The organism is Enterococcus sp. DIV2384, from assembly GCF_050534975.1.
GTDB lineage: Bacteria > Bacillota > Bacilli > Lactobacillales > Enterococcaceae > Enterococcus > Enterococcus faecalis.
Genome location: NZ_CP172905.1, coordinates 2,544,878 through 2,562,440, shown reverse-complemented (window position 1 = coordinate 2,562,440; position 17,563 = coordinate 2,544,878). Strand labels below are relative to the sequence as shown.

18 protein-coding genes are annotated in these 17,563 nt (G+C 39.5%); 17 read left to right on the top strand and 1 reads right to left on the bottom strand.

All coding sequences use genetic code 11. The features are described 5' to 3' along the window. Positions 1 to 149 precede the first annotated feature (149 nt). From yfmF to IGK54_RS12240, 6 genes are all read left to right on the top strand, one after another. Positions 150 to 1,418 carry an EF-P 5-aminopentanol modification-associated protein YfmF gene (yfmF, locus tag IGK54_RS12265; protein WP_002378983.1) on the top strand — a complete coding sequence of 423 codons (1,269 nt, stop codon included), beginning with the start codon at positions 150 to 152 and terminating at the stop codon, positions 1,416 to 1,418. Beyond that, positions 1,411 to 2,715, top strand: coding sequence for an EF-P 5-aminopentanol modification-associated protein YfmH (gene yfmH / locus IGK54_RS12260; protein WP_002380969.1), 1,305 nt, complete (start codon positions 1,411 to 1,413; stop codon positions 2,713 to 2,715). The genes yfmF and yfmH overlap by 8 nt, the downstream gene beginning before the upstream one ends. Before the next feature lie 167 nt (positions 2,716 to 2,882). Then, a complete protein-coding gene (locus IGK54_RS12255; protein WP_002359020.1) occupies positions 2,883 to 3,749 on the top strand; it encodes a RodZ domain-containing protein in 867 nt (288 codons plus the stop codon). A gap of 124 nt (positions 3,750 to 3,873) precedes the next feature. Then, entirely contained in the window at positions 3,874 to 4,452 is a 579-nt protein-coding gene (pgsA, locus tag IGK54_RS12250; RefSeq protein WP_002365382.1) for a CDP-diacylglycerol--glycerol-3-phosphate 3-phosphatidyltransferase, read from the top strand. Between the two features lie 247 nt (positions 4,453 to 4,699). Next, positions 4,700 to 5,299 (top strand): MarR family winged helix-turn-helix transcriptional regulator, encoded by a 600-nt coding sequence (locus IGK54_RS12245; RefSeq protein ID WP_002359022.1) that lies wholly within the window; start codon positions 4,700 to 4,702, stop codon positions 5,297 to 5,299. Continuing rightward, positions 5,299 to 7,083, top strand: coding sequence for an ABC transporter ATP-binding protein (locus tag IGK54_RS12240; RefSeq protein ID WP_002370114.1), 1,785 nt, complete (start codon positions 5,299 to 5,301; stop codon positions 7,081 to 7,083). The genes IGK54_RS12245 and IGK54_RS12240 overlap by 1 nt, the downstream gene beginning before the upstream one ends. A gap of 404 nt (positions 7,084 to 7,487) precedes the next feature. Here the strand turns inward: IGK54_RS12240 and IGK54_RS12235 are convergent, their stop codons facing one another. After that, a complete protein-coding gene (locus tag IGK54_RS12235) occupies positions 7,488 to 8,375 on the bottom strand; it encodes a MurR/RpiR family transcriptional regulator (protein WP_048737430.1) in 888 nt (295 codons plus the stop codon). A 373-nt stretch (positions 8,376 to 8,748) separates the two neighbouring features. On the opposite strand from IGK54_RS12235, the gene gnd reads away from it, so the two are divergent. The 11 genes from gnd to IGK54_RS12180 all read left to right on the top strand — a co-directional run bounded on the left by gnd (position 8,749) and on the right by IGK54_RS12180 (position 17,551). Further along, positions 8,749 to 9,684 carry a phosphogluconate dehydrogenase (NAD(+)-dependent, decarboxylating) gene (gene gnd / locus IGK54_RS12230; RefSeq protein WP_002368456.1) on the top strand — a complete coding sequence of 312 codons (936 nt, stop codon included), beginning with the start codon at positions 8,749 to 8,751 and terminating at the stop codon, positions 9,682 to 9,684. A gap of 12 nt (positions 9,685 to 9,696) precedes the next feature. Continuing rightward, entirely contained in the window at positions 9,697 to 10,698 is a 1,002-nt protein-coding gene (locus IGK54_RS12225) for a D-isomer specific 2-hydroxyacid dehydrogenase family protein (RefSeq protein WP_002368455.1), read from the top strand. A gap of 14 nt (positions 10,699 to 10,712) precedes the next feature. Further along, positions 10,713 to 11,819, top strand: a complete 1,107-nt coding sequence (locus IGK54_RS12220; protein WP_142957072.1) for an iron-containing alcohol dehydrogenase family protein — start codon at positions 10,713 to 10,715, stop codon at positions 11,817 to 11,819. Between the two features lie 12 nt (positions 11,820 to 11,831). After that, positions 11,832 to 12,668, top strand: coding sequence for a PTS mannose/fructose/sorbose/N-acetylgalactosamine transporter subunit IIC (locus tag IGK54_RS12215; protein ID WP_002354902.1), 837 nt, complete (start codon positions 11,832 to 11,834; stop codon positions 12,666 to 12,668). A gap of 20 nt (positions 12,669 to 12,688) precedes the next feature. Next, positions 12,689 to 13,561, top strand: coding sequence for a PTS system mannose/fructose/sorbose family transporter subunit IID (locus IGK54_RS12210; protein ID WP_002354903.1), 873 nt, complete (start codon positions 12,689 to 12,691; stop codon positions 13,559 to 13,561). A 21-nt stretch (positions 13,562 to 13,582) separates the two neighbouring features. Beyond that, a complete protein-coding gene (locus IGK54_RS12205) occupies positions 13,583 to 14,089 on the top strand; it encodes a PTS system mannose/fructose/N-acetylgalactosamine-transporter subunit IIB (RefSeq protein ID WP_002354904.1) in 507 nt (168 codons plus the stop codon). Positions 14,090 to 14,166: 77 nt separating this feature from the next. Next, a complete protein-coding gene (locus tag IGK54_RS12200; RefSeq protein ID WP_002354905.1) occupies positions 14,167 to 14,619 on the top strand; it encodes a PTS sugar transporter subunit IIA in 453 nt (150 codons plus the stop codon). 23 nt (positions 14,620 to 14,642) lie between these two features. Next, positions 14,643 to 15,716: a mannonate dehydratase gene (gene uxuA, locus IGK54_RS12195; protein WP_002388613.1), complete on the top strand. Its 1,074-nt coding sequence runs from the start codon at positions 14,643 to 14,645 to the stop codon at positions 15,714 to 15,716. 4 nt (positions 15,717 to 15,720) lie between these two features. Continuing rightward, complete coding sequence (locus IGK54_RS12190) at positions 15,721 to 16,374, top strand: bifunctional 4-hydroxy-2-oxoglutarate aldolase/2-dehydro-3-deoxy-phosphogluconate aldolase (protein WP_002359031.1); 654 nt, start codon at positions 15,721 to 15,723, stop codon at positions 16,372 to 16,374. A gap of 313 nt (positions 16,375 to 16,687) precedes the next feature. Then, on the top strand, positions 16,688 to 17,158 hold the full coding sequence (locus tag IGK54_RS12185; RefSeq protein WP_002354908.1) for an ASCH domain-containing protein: 471 nt from the start codon (positions 16,688 to 16,690) through the stop codon (positions 17,156 to 17,158). A 174-nt stretch (positions 17,159 to 17,332) separates the two neighbouring features. Continuing rightward, entirely contained in the window at positions 17,333 to 17,551 is a 219-nt protein-coding gene (locus IGK54_RS12180; protein ID WP_002381076.1) for a YdbC family protein, read from the top strand. Positions 17,552 to 17,563 lie beyond the last annotated feature (12 nt).

The window sequence follows — 17,563 nt, the reverse complement described above, 5'->3', positions numbered from 1 at the left end:
AAAAACTCTTATCATTCAGAAAGCACCTGAAGCTGTGTTATAATGGAGCTATTGGAAAAAACATTAAAAAATGCTTTAGAATTTACGCGATACATATATTTCACAGCATTCTTTAGGTAAGATGAAGCAAATGAAGGAGCGATGCGGCAATGTCTGTTCAATTAGTTAAAGGCGTGAATTTACACGTCATTCCTACAGAAAAATATAAAACGGTGCGTCTTTTAGTCCGCTTTAATACACGATTAAATCATGAAACCATTACAAAAAGAACGCTGTTGTCCAGTTTGATGGAAACCAACAGCTTGAATTACCCGAATCAAGTCAAGTTAAGTGAGCGTTTGGCGGAACTTTACGGCGCCAGCTTCGGGATTGGCGTTTCCAAAAAAGGCAATCAACATTGGTTTAATGTTTCTATGAACATTGTCAATGATCGTTATTTACAGGATAGTCAGGTTCTCGCCGAAGCGGTGGACTTTTTGAAGGAAATTATTTTTGCCCCTAATATTCAAGCGGGCCAATTCGAGGCGGAAACCTTCCAACGGGAGAAAGAGAACTTGAAAGCGTACTTGGAAAGTATTGTGGAGGATAAGCAAACCTATGCTTCTTTGGCGCTTCAAAGTGTCTATTTTAATCAATCGGAGGATCAAAAAATCCCTAGTTTCGGGACCGTTGCGGCGTTAGCTGAGGAAACTGCGGCGTCATTAGCGGCATATTATCAAAAAATGCTGGCGGAAGATCAAGTGGATATTTTTGTTTTAGGCGATGTCAATGAGGCGGAGTTAGTGCCATTATTCAAGCAATTACCGTTTACGCCTCGTGAAGAAGGCAAAGCCGCGATTTTCTACAATCAACCGATTCGCAACGTGATTGAAGAGCGGACCGAGCGTGAGGTGTTAGCCCAATCGAAATTAAACTTGGCTTACAACACGGATATTTATTATGGCGATAGCTATTATTTTGCGTTGCAAGTGTTTAATGGGATTTTTGGCGGTTTCCCGCATTCTAAATTATTTATGAATGTCCGTGAAAAAGAGCATTTAGCGTATTATGCTTCTAGTAGTATCGACACCTTCCGTGGCTTCATGACGGTTCAAACAGGAATCGATGGCAAAAATCGGAATCAGGTCTTGCGTTTGATTTCGACAGAATTGGAAAATATTCGCTTAGGTAAGATTAGCGAATTAGAAATTGAACAAACGAAAGCAATGCTAAAAAATCAGTATATCTTAGCGTTAGATAATGCAGGCGCGTGGCTGGAAAAAGAATACTTGAACCAATTAATGCCACAGACGATGCTGACGGCGGAGGAATGGATTGCGCGGATCAATGCCGTGACCATTTCAGAAATCCAAGAAGTGGCCAAACGCTTGGAACTTCAAGCGATCTTCTTTTTGGAAGGAGAAACGGAAAATGATTAAAAAAGACTATGCACAAATTAAAGAAACATTGTATACAGAAACACTGGCGAATGGTTTAAAAGTTTACCTATTACCGAAAAATGATTTCCAAAAAACGTATGGCTTGTTTACGACCGATTATGGTTCCATTGACAATACGTTCGTGCCAATTGGTCAAGAGGAAATGATTGAAGTACCTGACGGAATCGCCCACTTTTTAGAACATAAAATGTTTGAAAAAGAAGATGGCGATGTCTTCCAAAAATTTGGGCAACAAGGGGCTTCAGCGAATGCCTTTACCAGTTTTACGAAGACGAGTTATTTGTTTTCAACGACGGATCAAGTGACACAAAATCTAGAAACGTTGCTTGATTTTGTGCAATCGCCGTATTTCACGAAGGAAACGGTCGAAAAAGAAAAAGGCATCATCGGACAAGAAATTCAAATGTATTTAGATGATCCTAACTGGCGCTTGTTCTTTGGGATTTTAGGCAACCTTTATCCGAAACATCCATTGCACATTGATATTGCCGGTACAGTGGCAAGTATTGCGGAGATTACCGCAGAAGATTTGTATACATGCTACAATACGTTTTATCATCCAAGTAATATGACCTTATTCGTGGTAGGAAAAATGGACCCCGAAGCGTTAATGGCGTTCATTCGTGAAAACCAAGCGGCGAAAGAGTTTCCTGCCGCCCAACCTATTCGTCGGCATTTTCCTGAAGAAACAGCTGCTGACATTGTCAAAGAGAGCGCCATTGAAATGGCAGTCACACGGGCAAAAGTGCTTGTTGGCTTGAAAGGCTTAGATGAAGTGCCAACAACGGGTCGTGACTTAATGAAATATCAAGTCACCGTGAATTTGTTGTTACAATTATTGTTTGGTAATACCTCTCAAAACTATTTGGCTCTTTATGATGAAGGCTTGTTAGATGATAGTTTTAGTTATGACTTTAATTTAGATCGCAGTTTCCATTTTGCGGATATTGGCGGCGATAGTGAGCAACCAGAAGTCTTAGCAGAACGAATTGAAGCTATTTTATTATCTGCCACAACAAGTCCAGAATTAACGGAAGAAAATTTGTCCTTATTGAAGAAAAAAATGATTGGTAAATATTTCCAATCCTTAAACTCTTTAGAGTATATCGCCAACCAATTTTCACAATCATTGTTTGGGGAAACCACGCTGTTTGATAAGATTGAAGTCATTGAAAGCATTCAATTAGCCGACGTCCGCCAAGTAGCAGAGACCTTTATTCGTGAAGAAGGATTGAGCCGTTTCTACATGTATCCTAAAGGAGAAACCGAGCAATAAACCAACTGTTTAAGAAAAAGAAAAATCTTTGAAATCTTTCAATTTTGTTATCCTCAGTTGGCTTCTTTTGTGGTATTCTTAAAGGACGGGAATGTTTTCCTTGGCAATTGAAAAAGACTGATGAGACAATCGATAAATTAACAAAATAGACTGGAGAAGATGGACGAGTGGCCAGCGTAAATATTGGAGAAACACTAAAAGAAGCAAGATTGCAGAAGAACATCTCAATTGATGAACTGCAACAAATGACAAAAATTCAAAAAAGATATTTAGAAATTATTGAACAAAACGATTTTGAGTCCTTACCAGGCACCTTTTATGTGCGGGCGTTTATCCGCCAATATGCAAGTGCGGTCGGCTTAGATGGCAATCAATTGGTAGATATCTATGATGGCAAAGAACCAGCAATTGTCGAAGAACCCAAGCCAGTGTATGAAGAGCTTGAAGGGTCACGTAAGCAATTGCATGACGAAGAAAAGCAATCCAGTTGGTTACTGCGGAACTTACCAGCCATTGCCTTTTCGTTAATTGGTTTAGCCATTGCGGTCGTGGTGCTGTATATTATGTGGCAAGATCAAAAAGCCGAACCGATTATTCAAACACCGGCAACTAGTGCCAGTGTGGAAAAACCCAAAGAATCAAGTCAAGCCCCAGAAAGTAGCACACAAAGTAGTACACCGCCGTCTTCTTCAAGCGAACCAGAGAAGAAAACAGCTGTGGCTGTGGTGAGTGATGCCAACAATCAAGTGACTGCAACGGTTAAAGATGCGAATAGTCCAATCAACATTACCTTTAAAGGGACTGAAGGCTCTTGCTGGATTGGCGTGATGGTCGATGGCAACTATACGTACCAACACACCCTGCAAGCAGGAGAGACCCAAACAACAGCTTTACCTGCGAATGCCGCCAATGCAACACTGATCCTAGGCGCCTCAAATAACGTCGCCATTCAAGTCGATGGCGCCGATTTAACACTGGAAAAAACGCCAGTTTTAATTCGTAAGGATGTTACATTAGGGATTACGTATCGTTAGAAATGGTGTAAGAAGAATCTGGATAAACTGTCAAACGGCAATTATTCCAGATTCTTTTCTTTTTTTCGTGACACTGCCAGCAAGATAACGTAAAATAGAATAGGAGAAGGAAGGGGCAATTGAAGTGAATTTACCAAATAAATTAACAGTTTTAAGAATATTTATGATTCCGATTTTTATTATTATTGTGTCGGTGCCGATGGACTGGGGAACGATTAGTTTTGGCGACACAACGTTAGCCGTTACCCAATTAGTGGGCGCGATTATTTTTGCAGTTGCTAGTTTTACAGACTGGTTGGATGGCAAAATTGCCCGTGCGCAAGGCTTGGTGACGAACTTCGGAAAATTTGCGGACCCATTAGCGGACAAAATGCTAGTGATGACCGCCTTTATCGTCTTAGTTGGTCAAGGCAAAGTACCCGCTTGGATTGTAGCAATTATTGTTTGTCGTGAATTGGCAGTAACTGGTTTACGGTTGTTATTAGTCGAACATGGCGAAGTAATGGCAGCAGCTTGGCCGGGAAAAGTAAAAACAGCTACCCAAATGGTTGCAATTATTTTACTGTTCATTAACAACATTCCATTTTCAGCACTCCATCTACCACTAGATCAAATCATGCTATATGCCTGCTTGATTTTCACCATTTACTCTGGTGTTGATTATTTTGCTAAGAATAAAGATGTTTTTAAAGGTTCGATGTAAAGAGAGAATCAAAACGCTTGGCTTGTGCCAAGCGTTTTTTAGTATTCATGATTGAATCGGCAAATAGATTTTTAAGTAGAGGAACAGATGAATCGATAAAACAAATCGGCAATTTCTGTATGCTATTTTTCATTTTGGTTATATCTACATATAAATAATTAGTTTGTTGTTGACAAAGTAAACTAAATAGATTACTATTTAGTTCGTTAGCTTATATATAAACTAAATAAATTTTTTGGAGGAAATTATGAAAAAAACAGATATTTTAAATAAACTATTAAAAATTGCTCAACAACCTTACTTAATCTTTGCTTCTAGCATAGAGGAGAAACCAGATAACACTTTTGAAACGTTAAAATTGCTTGCTTCTGAAGAAAATGTAACAGCTGGAAGAATCGCTGAATATTTAGATATAAAACCTTCTAGTGTGACACAAATCATAAAAAAATTAGAGTCTGTTAAAGCAGTTAAACGAGTCAAAAATGAATCAGATGCTCGGGTCACATTCGTTGTATTGACCGATAAGGGACGAGAAAGTTTAAGTACTCAAGGAAATATTTCTAATGGATTTAATGAAGAAATGTTTAAGGGCTTTTCAGAGGAGGAACTAGAGTCTTTAAATAATTATTTAGAACGTATAGAAAAGAATATTTCTAGTGAAGAATTTTTAGATAAAATTGAAACAATTTTTGGCGACGATAAAAATTGGGAACATTTCAGAAAAATATCAGCTAGATATGGTAGAGCTAGAGAACAGATGATGGGACATGATGGCTTTGGTAGATTTGGTGAATTCAATGGTGAATACGGTGGCTTTGAAGGATGGAAGAGAGGTCGGAGAAGATAATGGCAGTAGGTGGAGGCGGCAAAAATAGTCATGATTCTATCCGAGCAGATAAAACAAAATTTTCGTTTAAAGAATTTTTAGGCTTAATCAAGATGACAGAGCCTAACTATTTACTGCTTGGCATTGGGATGATATTTCTTGTGATTTCTTCTAGTATCCAAGTGTACGTTCCAAAACTTGCTTCAAGTTTAGTCAATAATTTTCAAAAGGGAGTAGATTATAGTTTATTAGGTAAAGTTGTTGGATTATTTATATTTTCAGCACTCGTTTCTGCATTAGGAGGGACAATTTTAGGTATTTTTGGTGAAAATGTCATCCAAAATATGCGTAAACGCTTATGGAATAAATTAACTATTCTAAAAGTTTCTTATTTTGACTCTGTTAAAGCGGGTGAAATATCCAGCCGGGTCGTAAATGATACTAATCAAGTTAAGCAATTGTTAGCCGTTACTTTTCCTCAAACAGTTGCCAGTGTGATTACAGTTATTGGTACGGTATATATGATGATTAAAATGGATTGGCATATGTCGCTTGCTATGGTAATTGCTGTTCCTGTTGTAATCCTTTGTATGATTCCAGTAATGGCATTTGGTTCAAAAGTTAGTCACATTCGCCAAGATGCTATGAGTCAATTTAATGGACTTGCTACTGAAACGTTGAGTGAAATTCGTTTAGTCAAAACTTCTAATGCTGAATCTCAGGCGCAGGTTCGTGCTGCAAATGAAGTGGATCGGTTATTTAATGTAGGGAAAAAAGAAGCAATATTTGATGCATCTATGCAACCAATTATGATGATGGTCTTTATGAGTATGGTATTTGGGCTATTAGCATATGGGATGCATCGAATTGCCATTGGTGTGATGACAATCGGAACATTGATGAGTTTCTTAATGTATCTATTTAATCTTATTGGCGCCATGCCAATCATTGCGACGTTATTTTCTGAAGTAGCTAAAGCAGCAGGATCAACGCGACGAGTGCAAGAATTGTTATCTAGAGAACCTGAAGACTTTGAAAGTGGACAAGATATTGATTTATCGGAAAAGACTTTATCAGTTAAAAATGTAAAATTTTCTTATGAAGATGCACCAGAGGAACCTATCTTAACAGACATTTCTTTTACTGCTCAGCCAAACCAAGTAATTGCTTTTGCTGGCCCATCAGGTGGCGGGAAATCGACGATTTTTAGTTTAATTGAAAGGTTTTATGAACCTACAGAAGGACAAATTAAATTTGGAGATATTGACATAAAAGATATCAAATTATCAGATTATCGTCGTCAAATCGGCTTTGTATCACAGGATTCTGCGATTATGGCAGGGACAATCAGAGATAATCTAACGTATGGCTTAGCAGAAAACTTCTCAGATGAACAACTATGGGATGTCTTGGAACTAGCATATGCGCGAAAATTTGTAGAAGAAATGCCGGATAAATTGAATACGGAAGTCGGTGAACGTGGCGTTAAAATTTCTGGAGGACAAAGGCAGCGTATTGCAATTGCTCGTGCATTCTTGCGGAATCCCAAGATTTTAATGTTAGATGAAGCTACTGCTAGCCTAGATTCAGAATCTGAGATGAAGGTCCAAGAGGCATTGTCTAATTTAATGAAGGGCCGAACGACATTGGTTATTGCCCATAGATTGTCGACAATTGTTGATGCGGATAGCATTTACTTTGTTGAAAAAGGGAAAGTAACTGGTTCAGGAAAACATGATGAGCTAGTAAGTAAACATAAAACTTACGCTAAATATGTATCCGAACAATTTAAAGTAACGGAATGAACGAAATAAGCAAACTTAAAATGAAGCTAAGACAACACATGCATTTAACTAATTGTCTTAAGATTTAGAAAGAACTTGGACATAACCCCCAAGTTCTTTTTTATAACTTATTTTTACCCACAAGATAAAAAGCGTGGGACAAAAATCACTTTGGATTTTTGCTCTACGCTCAAAAACTAATAAACGGCGGGAACAGAAGCAACTCCTTCGGAAATAAGCCGAAATTCTCCAAAAATTAAAGAACAATTTTCGGAAATTCCTTCTTATTTCTCGGAGTTAAACACTTCTGTCCCGACCTCTTTAAATACCTCCATGGTAGTTCAATTGCTTCATAAAATGTAGAGTCACGGTATAAAGCCAATTCGCGAGGACCGATATTACAAAAATAAGCACCATTCAGATCTTTACGACAAATAATGCGGATCGGTCTTAGTCGTGCTAATGTTATCACGGATTTTTTTCAAGGAATCGGCATTTTGATCAAAATTGTGATACATCGTATTTGTATATAAAATATCCATTACCGTTAAGTAACTAATCCGTGAAGCCAAGGATTCCGCACGAAACAAGCCTTCTTCAGTGACGACAATAATTGCTTCGTCGGACAAGCCTGCCAATTCTGAACCGCTGTTACCAGTTAACGTAATCATTTTTGCGTTGGTTTTTTTAACTTGTCGTGCTAGGTTGATTGATTCTTTGGTTTTGCCTGAATGGGAAAAAATAAACACGCAATCTTCACTGGTTAATTTTGTGACAAAGCTTAACTGCATGTGGTAATCAAAAATGTAGTTGCACCGATAGTTAGTCCGAATGAATTTATGGAAACTATCAAAAGCCACAATCGAGGAGCCACCTTGCCCAAAAAAGTGAAGCGTTTTGGCAGAATACATCAAAGCCAACACGTTATCTAACAGCTCCTTTGTTAAGAACTGTGTGGCGTTACTGAGGGAATAAATATTGGCTTGTAAGACTTTTTTAGCAATGGTAATACTATCATCATCTGGTGAAATATCATCGGCGCCATTCACGCTATTGATGTTTTGAAAAGTCGGCTGATAATTAGAATTTCTAGCAATATCAATTTTAAATTCTTGGAACCCAGAATAGCCAATCTTTTTTACAAATTGATACACGGAAGATTGGGAGACGCCAATTTCGTTGGCCAGACTTTCTAACGTCATTTGTGTCAATAATGATTCAGAATGAACAAAGTAATCGGAAATTTTCTTTTCTGTGAGGCTCAAATTCGGTTTTTTGATCCGAATCCGTTGATCCAAATAGTGGTTTTTCATTAACACGTTCCTCCAATCTTATTTTTTTAAAATAAAATGAATGCCTTTTCATTGTTGGTATAGACTGATTATAGTGGAAAAAGAGGACAAATACAATTTCTCTTTTTCTCCACAAAAAAGAAATTCTTTAAAAAAGCCAAAAAAAATAAATAATCTTTTTTCTGAAAAATGAAGGGGTCTTGAAAAGACTTCTCTCAACTAAAGAAAGTAGCCAGTAAAAAGAACGTGATACCAAGAGATTTACTTGTGTTTTTTGTATGAAAGCTCCTTAAAAATAAAAACGTTTTACCTTTTGAGTAGGCAAGATTTTTGCTAAAAAATAAAAAATATTTTTTAATTAGTGTAATCGTTTACATTATTTTTTTTATCCTTTATGATTGAAGTATCAAAAGAGGCAGGTGAAAGAAAAATGGATATTGGCTTTATTGGACTTGGGAAAATGGGTTTGAACATGGCGTTAAATGTTCACGAACAAGGCTGGCCCATTATTGGCTTTGATGTAACAAAGGGAGCAAGAGCGACTGCTAGAGAGCAGGGGCTTTCCGTTGTAGATTCGTTGCCGGAATTATTGAAAGCGCTTAATAAAAGGAAGGTGATTTTTTTAAGTACCCCCGCTGGTCAGATTACCAATCAATTAGTGGCAGAATTGGTAGAGCAATTAGCACCAGAGGATATCATTGTGGATAGTGGCAATTCAAATTTTCATGATAGTGTTGCGAATGCTCAGCTTGCTAAGGAAAAAGGAATTTATTTTATTGATTGTGGTACTTCTGGTGGCATCAAAGGAGCGCGGGAAGGAGCGTGTTTAATGGTTGGCGGTGCGCCTGAAGCTGTCAAGGTGTTAACCCCATTTTTTGAAGATTTAGCTTGTGAACAAGGGTATCTTTATGCTGGAAAATCAGGAGCTGGTCACTATTTGAAAATGGTGCATAACGGGATTGAGTACGTCATGATGCAAGCCATGGGCGAAGGATTCAATTTATTAGAAGCTGCCGAATATGATTTTGCGTTGGAGAAAGTAGCCGATGTGTGGAATCACGGCTCGATTATTGAAGCTCGCTTGATGGGCTTAGCGAAAGAGGTTTTTGCGGAAAATCCTACGTTAGCCAATTTAGAAGGGAAAGTTGCAGCAAATGGCGAAGCCAAATGGATGATTGAAGAAGCATTGCGTTTGGAGATGCCCGTCCCAACTACGGCGTTGTCCTTATTTACTCGAAATGAAAGTATGCTAGCAAATCATTTTTCAAACAAAGTGGTCGCTTCTTTGCGACAAGGATTTGGCGGGCATGAAGTCGTAAAAAGTCAGTAAAGGAGTTTAGTCATGTTAAAAAAACAAAAAATTGCCATAGTGAATTCCAGTAGTTTTGGTCAAATTTTTCCTGAACACTTGACGCGCTTAGAAAAAATAGGCACCGTAAAGCATTTTACAGTCGACAGTGAAATTGGTGGGAAAGAGTTAGCGGAACGTTTACAAGGATATACGATTATTATTGCTAGCGTGACGCCATTTTTCACGAAAGAATTTTTTGAACATAAAGATGAATTATTGCTGATTTCTCGCCATGGTATTGGGTATAACAACATCGATTTAGACGCTGCAAAACAGCACGACACAATTGTTTCCATCATCCCGGCTTTAGTAGAACGAGATGCCGTGGCGGAAAACAATGTCACAAATTTACTAGCTGTTTTACGGCAAACCGTGGCTGCAGATGCCAGCGTTAAAGCAGATCAATGGGAAAAACGAGCGAATTTTGTCGGTCGGACGTTATTTAACAAAACTGTGGGTGTCATTGGTGTTGGGAACACAGGAAGTTGTGTCGTTGAGACGTTACGAAACGGATTTCGCTGTGACGTGTTAGCGTATGATCCCTATAAATCCGCCACTTATCTGCAAAGTTATGGAGCCAAAAAAGTAGACTTAGATACGTTGCTAGCTTCAGCTGACATCATTTGTTTATGTGCCAATTTAACTGAAGAAAGTTATCACATGATTGGCTCGGCGGAAATTGCCAAGATGAAAGACGGCGTCTATCTTTCCAATAGCGCACGAGGCGCCTTGATTGATGAAGAAGCCATGATTGCCGGCTTAGAATCGGGCAAAATTGCTGGGCTTGGGACAGATGTTTTAGAAGAGGAACCAGGTCGGAAAAATCATCCTTATCTTGCGTTTGAAAATGTAGTAATGACACCGCACACCTCCGCTTATACCATGGAATGCCTGCAAGCGATGGGAGAAAAATGTGTACAAGATGTGGAAGACGTGGTGCAAGGTATTTTACCTCAACGGGCAGTGCAAGAAGTCAGCCGTTACGTTAGTTAAGAAGGAGGAGGAGCATGTTAACTGATTTAAAAGTGAAAGTTGGACCGCAATTTTATCGTTACCACGAAGGCGCCTTAGCTTCGGTGCCGTCACTTTTCAAGGAATATCACGCCCAACGAATTTTGGTGGTGCATGGCACCGTATCCTTTGAAAAAGCTCAGCCATTTTTGCCCTTCTTGGCAGATTCAGAGTATCAATTCTTCTATCACACTTACACAGGAGAATGTAGTTATTTTGGCGCCGAACAAATTTCACAGCAAATAAAGGAACACCAGATTGACTTTCTTCTGGGAGTCGGCGGCGGTAAGTTAGCCGATTTAGTGGGCTACAGCGCCCATTTAAACAATCTGAATTTTGGCTTGGTCCCCACTTTGGCTAGTAACTGTGCGCCGTGGACACCGTTAGCTGTGATGTATCAAGAAAATGGCGCGGCCGAAGGCAAAACGGAACATTTCTTTCGCCAAGCTGCGTTTTTAATCACTGATCCTAAGTTGCTTCTGGATGCGCCCCGTGATTATTTTGTCGCTGGTTTAGCTGATACGTTAGCGAAATGGTATGAATCAGAGACCATTTTACGCCAAGCCCATTTGCAAGGGGAACCCTTTTTACAATTAGCGGGAGCGACCGCCAAGCTTTCGCAAGAAGCGATTATGCGGGACTCAAAATCAGCCTTAGCAGCGATGGACGAGGGCAAACTCACGCCTGAATTTGTCCATCTTTCAGAAATTGTTTTCGCTGTTTCTGGATTAGTCGGCGGCTTCGGCGACAAATACGCCCGCAATGCAGCAGCACACGCCATGCATGATGCTATGAGTAAATTTTTACCCAAAAGTCATGACTATTTACACGGCGAAAAAGTAGCTTACGGCATCTTCTATCAATTAGCATTGGAAAAAAGGTGGGCCATCATAGACGCATTAATCCCTTTTTATCAAGAGCTAAACTTGCCCATGTCGTTACGACAAATGGGCCTTTACCCAAAAGAAGAAGCAGTACTCGATGCAATGGTTCAATTTATTGATTCAAAAGAAAAGGTTCATTTAATTCCTATTGAGATTTCGGAAGAACGTTTACGTCAAGGGATTGAAGAGCTAGAAAAGTATATCCAAAACCAAGGATAAGAAGGAGGAACTATGGAAACGTTAAGTGTTTTACAAAGTTTGATAATGGCGCTTTGGGTGGCAGCAATTATGTCCAGATGGCTTGGAGGAGGAGCAACGTTAACGTTGCGTTTCTCGCCCTTAATGACAGGGTTAGTAGCAGGTTTAGTGATGGGCGATGTCCCGAAAGCGATGATCGTCACCGCAGCATTACAAATGATTTACATGGGTGTTTTTTCACCAGGTGGCTCTATGCCAGCAGAACCATCAATTGCGGCAGCGATTGCTGTGCCAGTTGCGTTGCTAGGGAATTTGAAGCCGGAAGCGGCTATCGCCGTAGCGGTTCCTGTCGGTCTTTTAGGAAGTTATTTATATCAATTCCGTTTCTTTATTAACACGTTTTTAGGGAAGTATACCGATCGTGCGGTGGCTGAACTAAATTCTAAAAAAATTGCCCGCTCAATTATCTGGTATCCAACGATCGCCTCATTTATTTTATTCGTTCCATTAGTCTTTTTTGCTCTTTATTTAGGGGCACCAGTCATTGCCGATATTATTAAAGCATTAGAAGGAACCGTTGTGATTCACGTGTTAGAAGTAGTCGGTGGTGGTTTAGCCGCAATTGGGATTGCGACAACGGTCTATGTCATTGGTCGAAAAGATTTCTTGGTTTTCTTTTTCCTTGCATACTTCATGAGTATCGTCTTTAAGTCATTGGAAATTACCATGGTAACGTATGCCATCTTTGGCGTAATTATTGCGTTAATTTTTGTGCAAGTCCAAAAAGGCAAACCTGTAGCAGAAAGTGCTGGTTCCGCCAGTGCCACCACTGATTTTGATGATGATGACGATTACGATGACGGGTTTTAAAAGAAAAAGGAGGAACTGAAATGACGGAAACAACAGAAAAAGTCGTGCCGAAAACAACGAATTTAGCACCAGAAGAAATTACCAATAAAGATGTTACAAAAGCCTATCTCCGTTGGCATTTTGCCAATGAAATTCCCCATTCCTTTGAACGTTACTTGGCGCCTTCGTTATTGTACGCAATGATGCCACTTTTAAAGAAATTATATAAAGACGATGAACAATTAAAAGCCGCTTATATGCGTCAACTGCTGTTTTTCAATACGCAATTAAGCTGGGGCGGCGGGGTCATTACTGGGTTGATGGCTTCCATGGAACAAGAGCGGGCCAAAGAAGAACATGAAGGCCGCGAAATCATGATGCAAGATGATTTAATGTATAACACCAAAGCTGGCTTGATGGGCGCGTTAGCGGGGATTGGTGATGCGATTGACTCAGGTACGGTTCAATATATTTTTATTGCGATTGCGGTGCCGTGGGCGCAACAAGGTAGCGCATTAGGTGCGATTTTCCCCTTTGTCGCGTTTGCCCTTTATCAAGTACTGTTAGGTGTGTTCTTTGCGAGACAATCCTTCAAAATGGGGCGGAATGCCACAGGCTTAATGCAAAGTGCTGGGATTCAAAAAGCCATTGAAATGTTATCTGTTTTAGGGTTGTTCATGATGGGGATTTTAGCTGGTAATTATGTCAAAGTTTCTTCAACTCTTCAATTTAAACTTTCTGGCCGTGAGTTTGTGGTTCAAGATATCCTTGATCAGATTGTCCCAGGACTCTTACCGCTAGCTGTTGTAATGGGCGTGTATTGGTTCTATACGAAAAAAGGCTTGAAAGTTACGCAAGCATTATTGTGGTTAACAGGTATCTTAATTGTCTTAGCAACAGTCGGTATTTTATAAAAAGAAAAGGACGTGAATCAGATGGGCGTAGTAAATTTAGCAAGAGTAGATGAACGATTAATTCATGGACAAGTGATGGTGACCTTGTCCCAAAAAAGTGGCGTTAATTCCATTTTCGTTGTTGATGAAGTGGTGGCAAAGGATAAATTTATGCGTGATTTATACAAAAGTGCAGGCAGTCGGACAGGACAAAAAACCATTGTCATTACGCCGGAAAAAGCTAAATTTTATTGGGATGAATACCAATTCAAAGAGTACAACTGTATTTTAATCGCTAAAACCGTCTCTGTAATTTATGACTTAGTAAAACACGGAGTCCCTATGAAGGAGTTAAACATCGGCGGTATTGCACAGAAGAATCCAGAAAAAGATTTATTAGTAACCAAATCTGTTTATTTAAACAAAGAAGATGCCGAAAAATTAAAAGAACTACATGAGGTGTATGGCGTAGAAGATATTTATTTCCAAGCAACGCCTTCTGCACCAAAAACTAGTTTAAAAGAGGTTTTAGGCAAATTTAATTTATAAAAAAGGCCAGTCGCTTGAGTCATTGCATGACTGTTTGAAGTAATGACTCAAGCCACTGAATTGAAGGAGGAACTTTTATGTTAGGGATTGTGATTGCTACACACGGTGCACTAAGTGACGGTGCGAAAGACGCAGCTACCGTGATTATGGGCGCAACCGAAAATATCGAAACCGTTAATCTAAATAGTGGAGACGATGTCCAAGCACTAGGCGGACAAATTAAAACAGCGATTGAGAACGTCCAACAAGGGGATGGCGTGTTGGTCATGGTTGACTTATTAAGTGCGAGTCCTTACAATCAGGCAGTTTTGGTGATTAACGAACTCGAACCAGCTCTACAAAAGAAAATCTTTGTGGTGAGTGGTACCAACCTACCAATGGTCTTAGAAGCGATAAACCATCAATTATTGGGCACACCGATTGCTGAAGCGGCGCAAGCGATTGTTGCGCAAGGCAAAGAAAGTGTGCAAGCATGGGATATTTCTATGACTTCCTTTGAGGACGAAGAGGATGAGGACGATGATTTTTAAGAATGTAGTAAAGGGTGAAAGCAATGAAATGGGGATTTAGATGGTACGGAGCGGCAGGCGATGCCATTCCGTTAAAACATATTCGACAGATTCCAGGAATTACTGGTGTTGTCGGTACCTTGTTAAATAAACTACCAGGTGATGTTTGGACAGTAGCCGAAATTCAGGCACTTAAACAATCGGTGGAACAAGAAGGATTAGCACTTTTAGGAATTGAAAGTGTCGCTATTCATGATGCCATTAAAGCGGGGACGGATCAACGAGACCACTATATTGATAATTATCGCCAAACGTTACGTAACTTGGGGAAATGTGGAATTTCCTTAGTGTGCTACAGTTTCAAGCCTATTTTTGGTTGGGCTAAAACGGACTTGGCGTATGAGAATGAAGATGGCAGTTTATCGTTGTTATTTGATCAAGCTGTGGTAGAGAACATGCAGCCAGAAGACATGTATCAATTGATTCACAGTCAGTCAAAAGGATTCCGGTTACCAGGTTGGGAAGAGGAGCGTTTGCAACAATTTCAAGAATTGAAAGCCATGTATGCCGGCGTAACAGAAGAAGATTTGGTCGAAAATTTGCGCTACTTTTTAGAACGTGTGATTCCTGTCTGTGAAGAAGAAAATATCAAAATGGGGATTCACCCCGATGATCCACCTTGGGAAATTTTTGGTTTGCCAAGAATCACTAAAAATTTAGCGGATTTGAAACGAATCCTTTCCTTAGTGGACTCACCAGCAAATGGGATTACATTTTGTACAGGTTCCCTCGGTGCGGACCCGACGAATGATTTGCCTACTATGATTCGTGAAATAGGTCACAGAATTAATTTTGTTCATTTCCGCAATGTGAAGTATTTAGGTGAGCATCGTTTTGAAGAAACGGCGCATCCTAGTGTCGCTGGTTCGTTAGATATGGCGGAATTAATGCAAGCACTGGTAGATGTAGGGTATGAAGGTGTTATTCGTCCTGACCATGGGCGGGCAATTTGGGATGAAAAAGCGATGCCTGGTTATGGTTTATATGATCGAGCAATGGGGTTGACCTATATTCAAGGACTGTACGAAGCAACCAAAGCCAAACAAAATAGGAAGTGACAGAATGGAAACAAAAGTTGAAAAAAATCAACTGTATCAACAATTAGCGACATGTAAACTTTTACCACTATACACTGCAACAGATTTACGCTATTTGCCACAAGTAGAATCGGTCTTAGTAGAAAACGAATTACCGTTTATTGAAGTCACTTTTCGGAGTCAGCTGGCCTTGCCTGCCATCAAACAACTTGCTGCTTCAGGGAATTTAATAGTAGGCGCAGGAACTGTTAGAACCTTGAAAGAAGCACAAGAGGCAGTAGCGAACGGTGCGCAGTTCATTGTTTCCCCAGCGATTGTTCCAGAAGTCATTGATTTTTGTCTGGCAAATGAGGTGCCTATTTTTCCAGGAACAGCTACGCCTGGGGAGATTCAGCGAGCGCTGGCGTATGGCTTACGAGTGGTTAAATTTTTCCCAGCCGATATTTACGGCGGGTTAAAAGCCATCAAAAGTTTAAGTGGCCCGTTTTATGATGTTCAATTTTTACCAACTGGTGGGATTGATGAAACAAACTTTATAGAGTATGTGGAAGCAGAAGAAGTATTAGCAGTGGGCGGCTCCTTTATTTTATCGGAAAAGATGCTTCAAGAAGATGAAGCTTCGGCACGCCAGCATGTTCAATCTTTACTCACGAAAATCAAAGAACGACAAGCAAAATAAAAAGATGAGGTCGGGACAGAAGCGTTTAACTCCGAGAAATAAGAAGGAATTTCCGAAAATTGTTCTGTAATTTTTGGAGAATTTCGGCTTATTTCCGAAGGAGTTGCTTCTGTTCCCGCCGTTTATAAGTTTTTGAGCGTGGAGCAAAAATCCAAAGTGATTTTTGTCCCACGCTCTCTTTTTTTTCTGTCCAAATACTACTGACATTATTTTAGTTTTCATTTTGTAAAAATAGTATAGGAGAAAAGCAATCAGTTATGTATAATTAGTGAAAGAAGGTTGCGTGAAGTAAAAATAAAAAGGAGAGCAAAGGATGTTAAAAAATGTAGAAGTGTTCTGGCAAAACTTTTTAGATAAACATGAATTAGATATGTTGATGCCCGATGTGTGGATGTTTGGTGATGGCTCTTCTGAGATGGGTAATCGTTTGGGTCAATTGGTTGTTTCTGGTCGTAAGACAGCGACATGTTCTTCTTTAGATATTTATAAGATGGAAGAAGAACAACTCCCTAAAGCTGGTCAATACGACATAATTTTAGATGGTCAGTCTCAACCGCTGGCTATTATTCGAACAACCAAAGTTGAAATTATGCCCATGAATAAGGTCTCAGAATCTTTTGCACAAGCGGAAGGTGAAGGAGATTTGACGCTGGATTATTGGTATGAAGAGCATGCACGGTTCTTTAAAGAAGAACTGGCCCCCTATCAGCTACAATTTTATCCCGACATGTTGTTAGTTTGCCAAAGTTTTGAAGTAGTGGATCTGTATACAGAAAAAGAATAGACAGAGAAGCGGTGACTGACACGATTGAAACGAGCAGTTGTCGCTTTTTTACTGATTTTTTGAAAAAGTTGCGTATGTTTATATAGACAGGGTGATAGAAAAGAGATGTGTATTTTAAGTGTCGAGGAAAAGATGGTACAATAACCTAAGGAATACTAACAAGGAGTGAATGTTATGAAAGAAGAATTTTCATATGAAATTTTAGAAGAAGTCGCTGTGTTATCTGAGAATGCTCGTGGCTGGCGTAAAGAATTGAATCTAATTAGTTGGAATGGTCGTCCACCAAAATTTGATTTGCGTGAGTGGGCCCCTGATCACGAAAAAATGGGTAAAGGCATCACCTTAACTAACGAAGAATTTGCTGAATTAAGCAAAACAATTAAATCCATGTAAAAGGAGCACCCT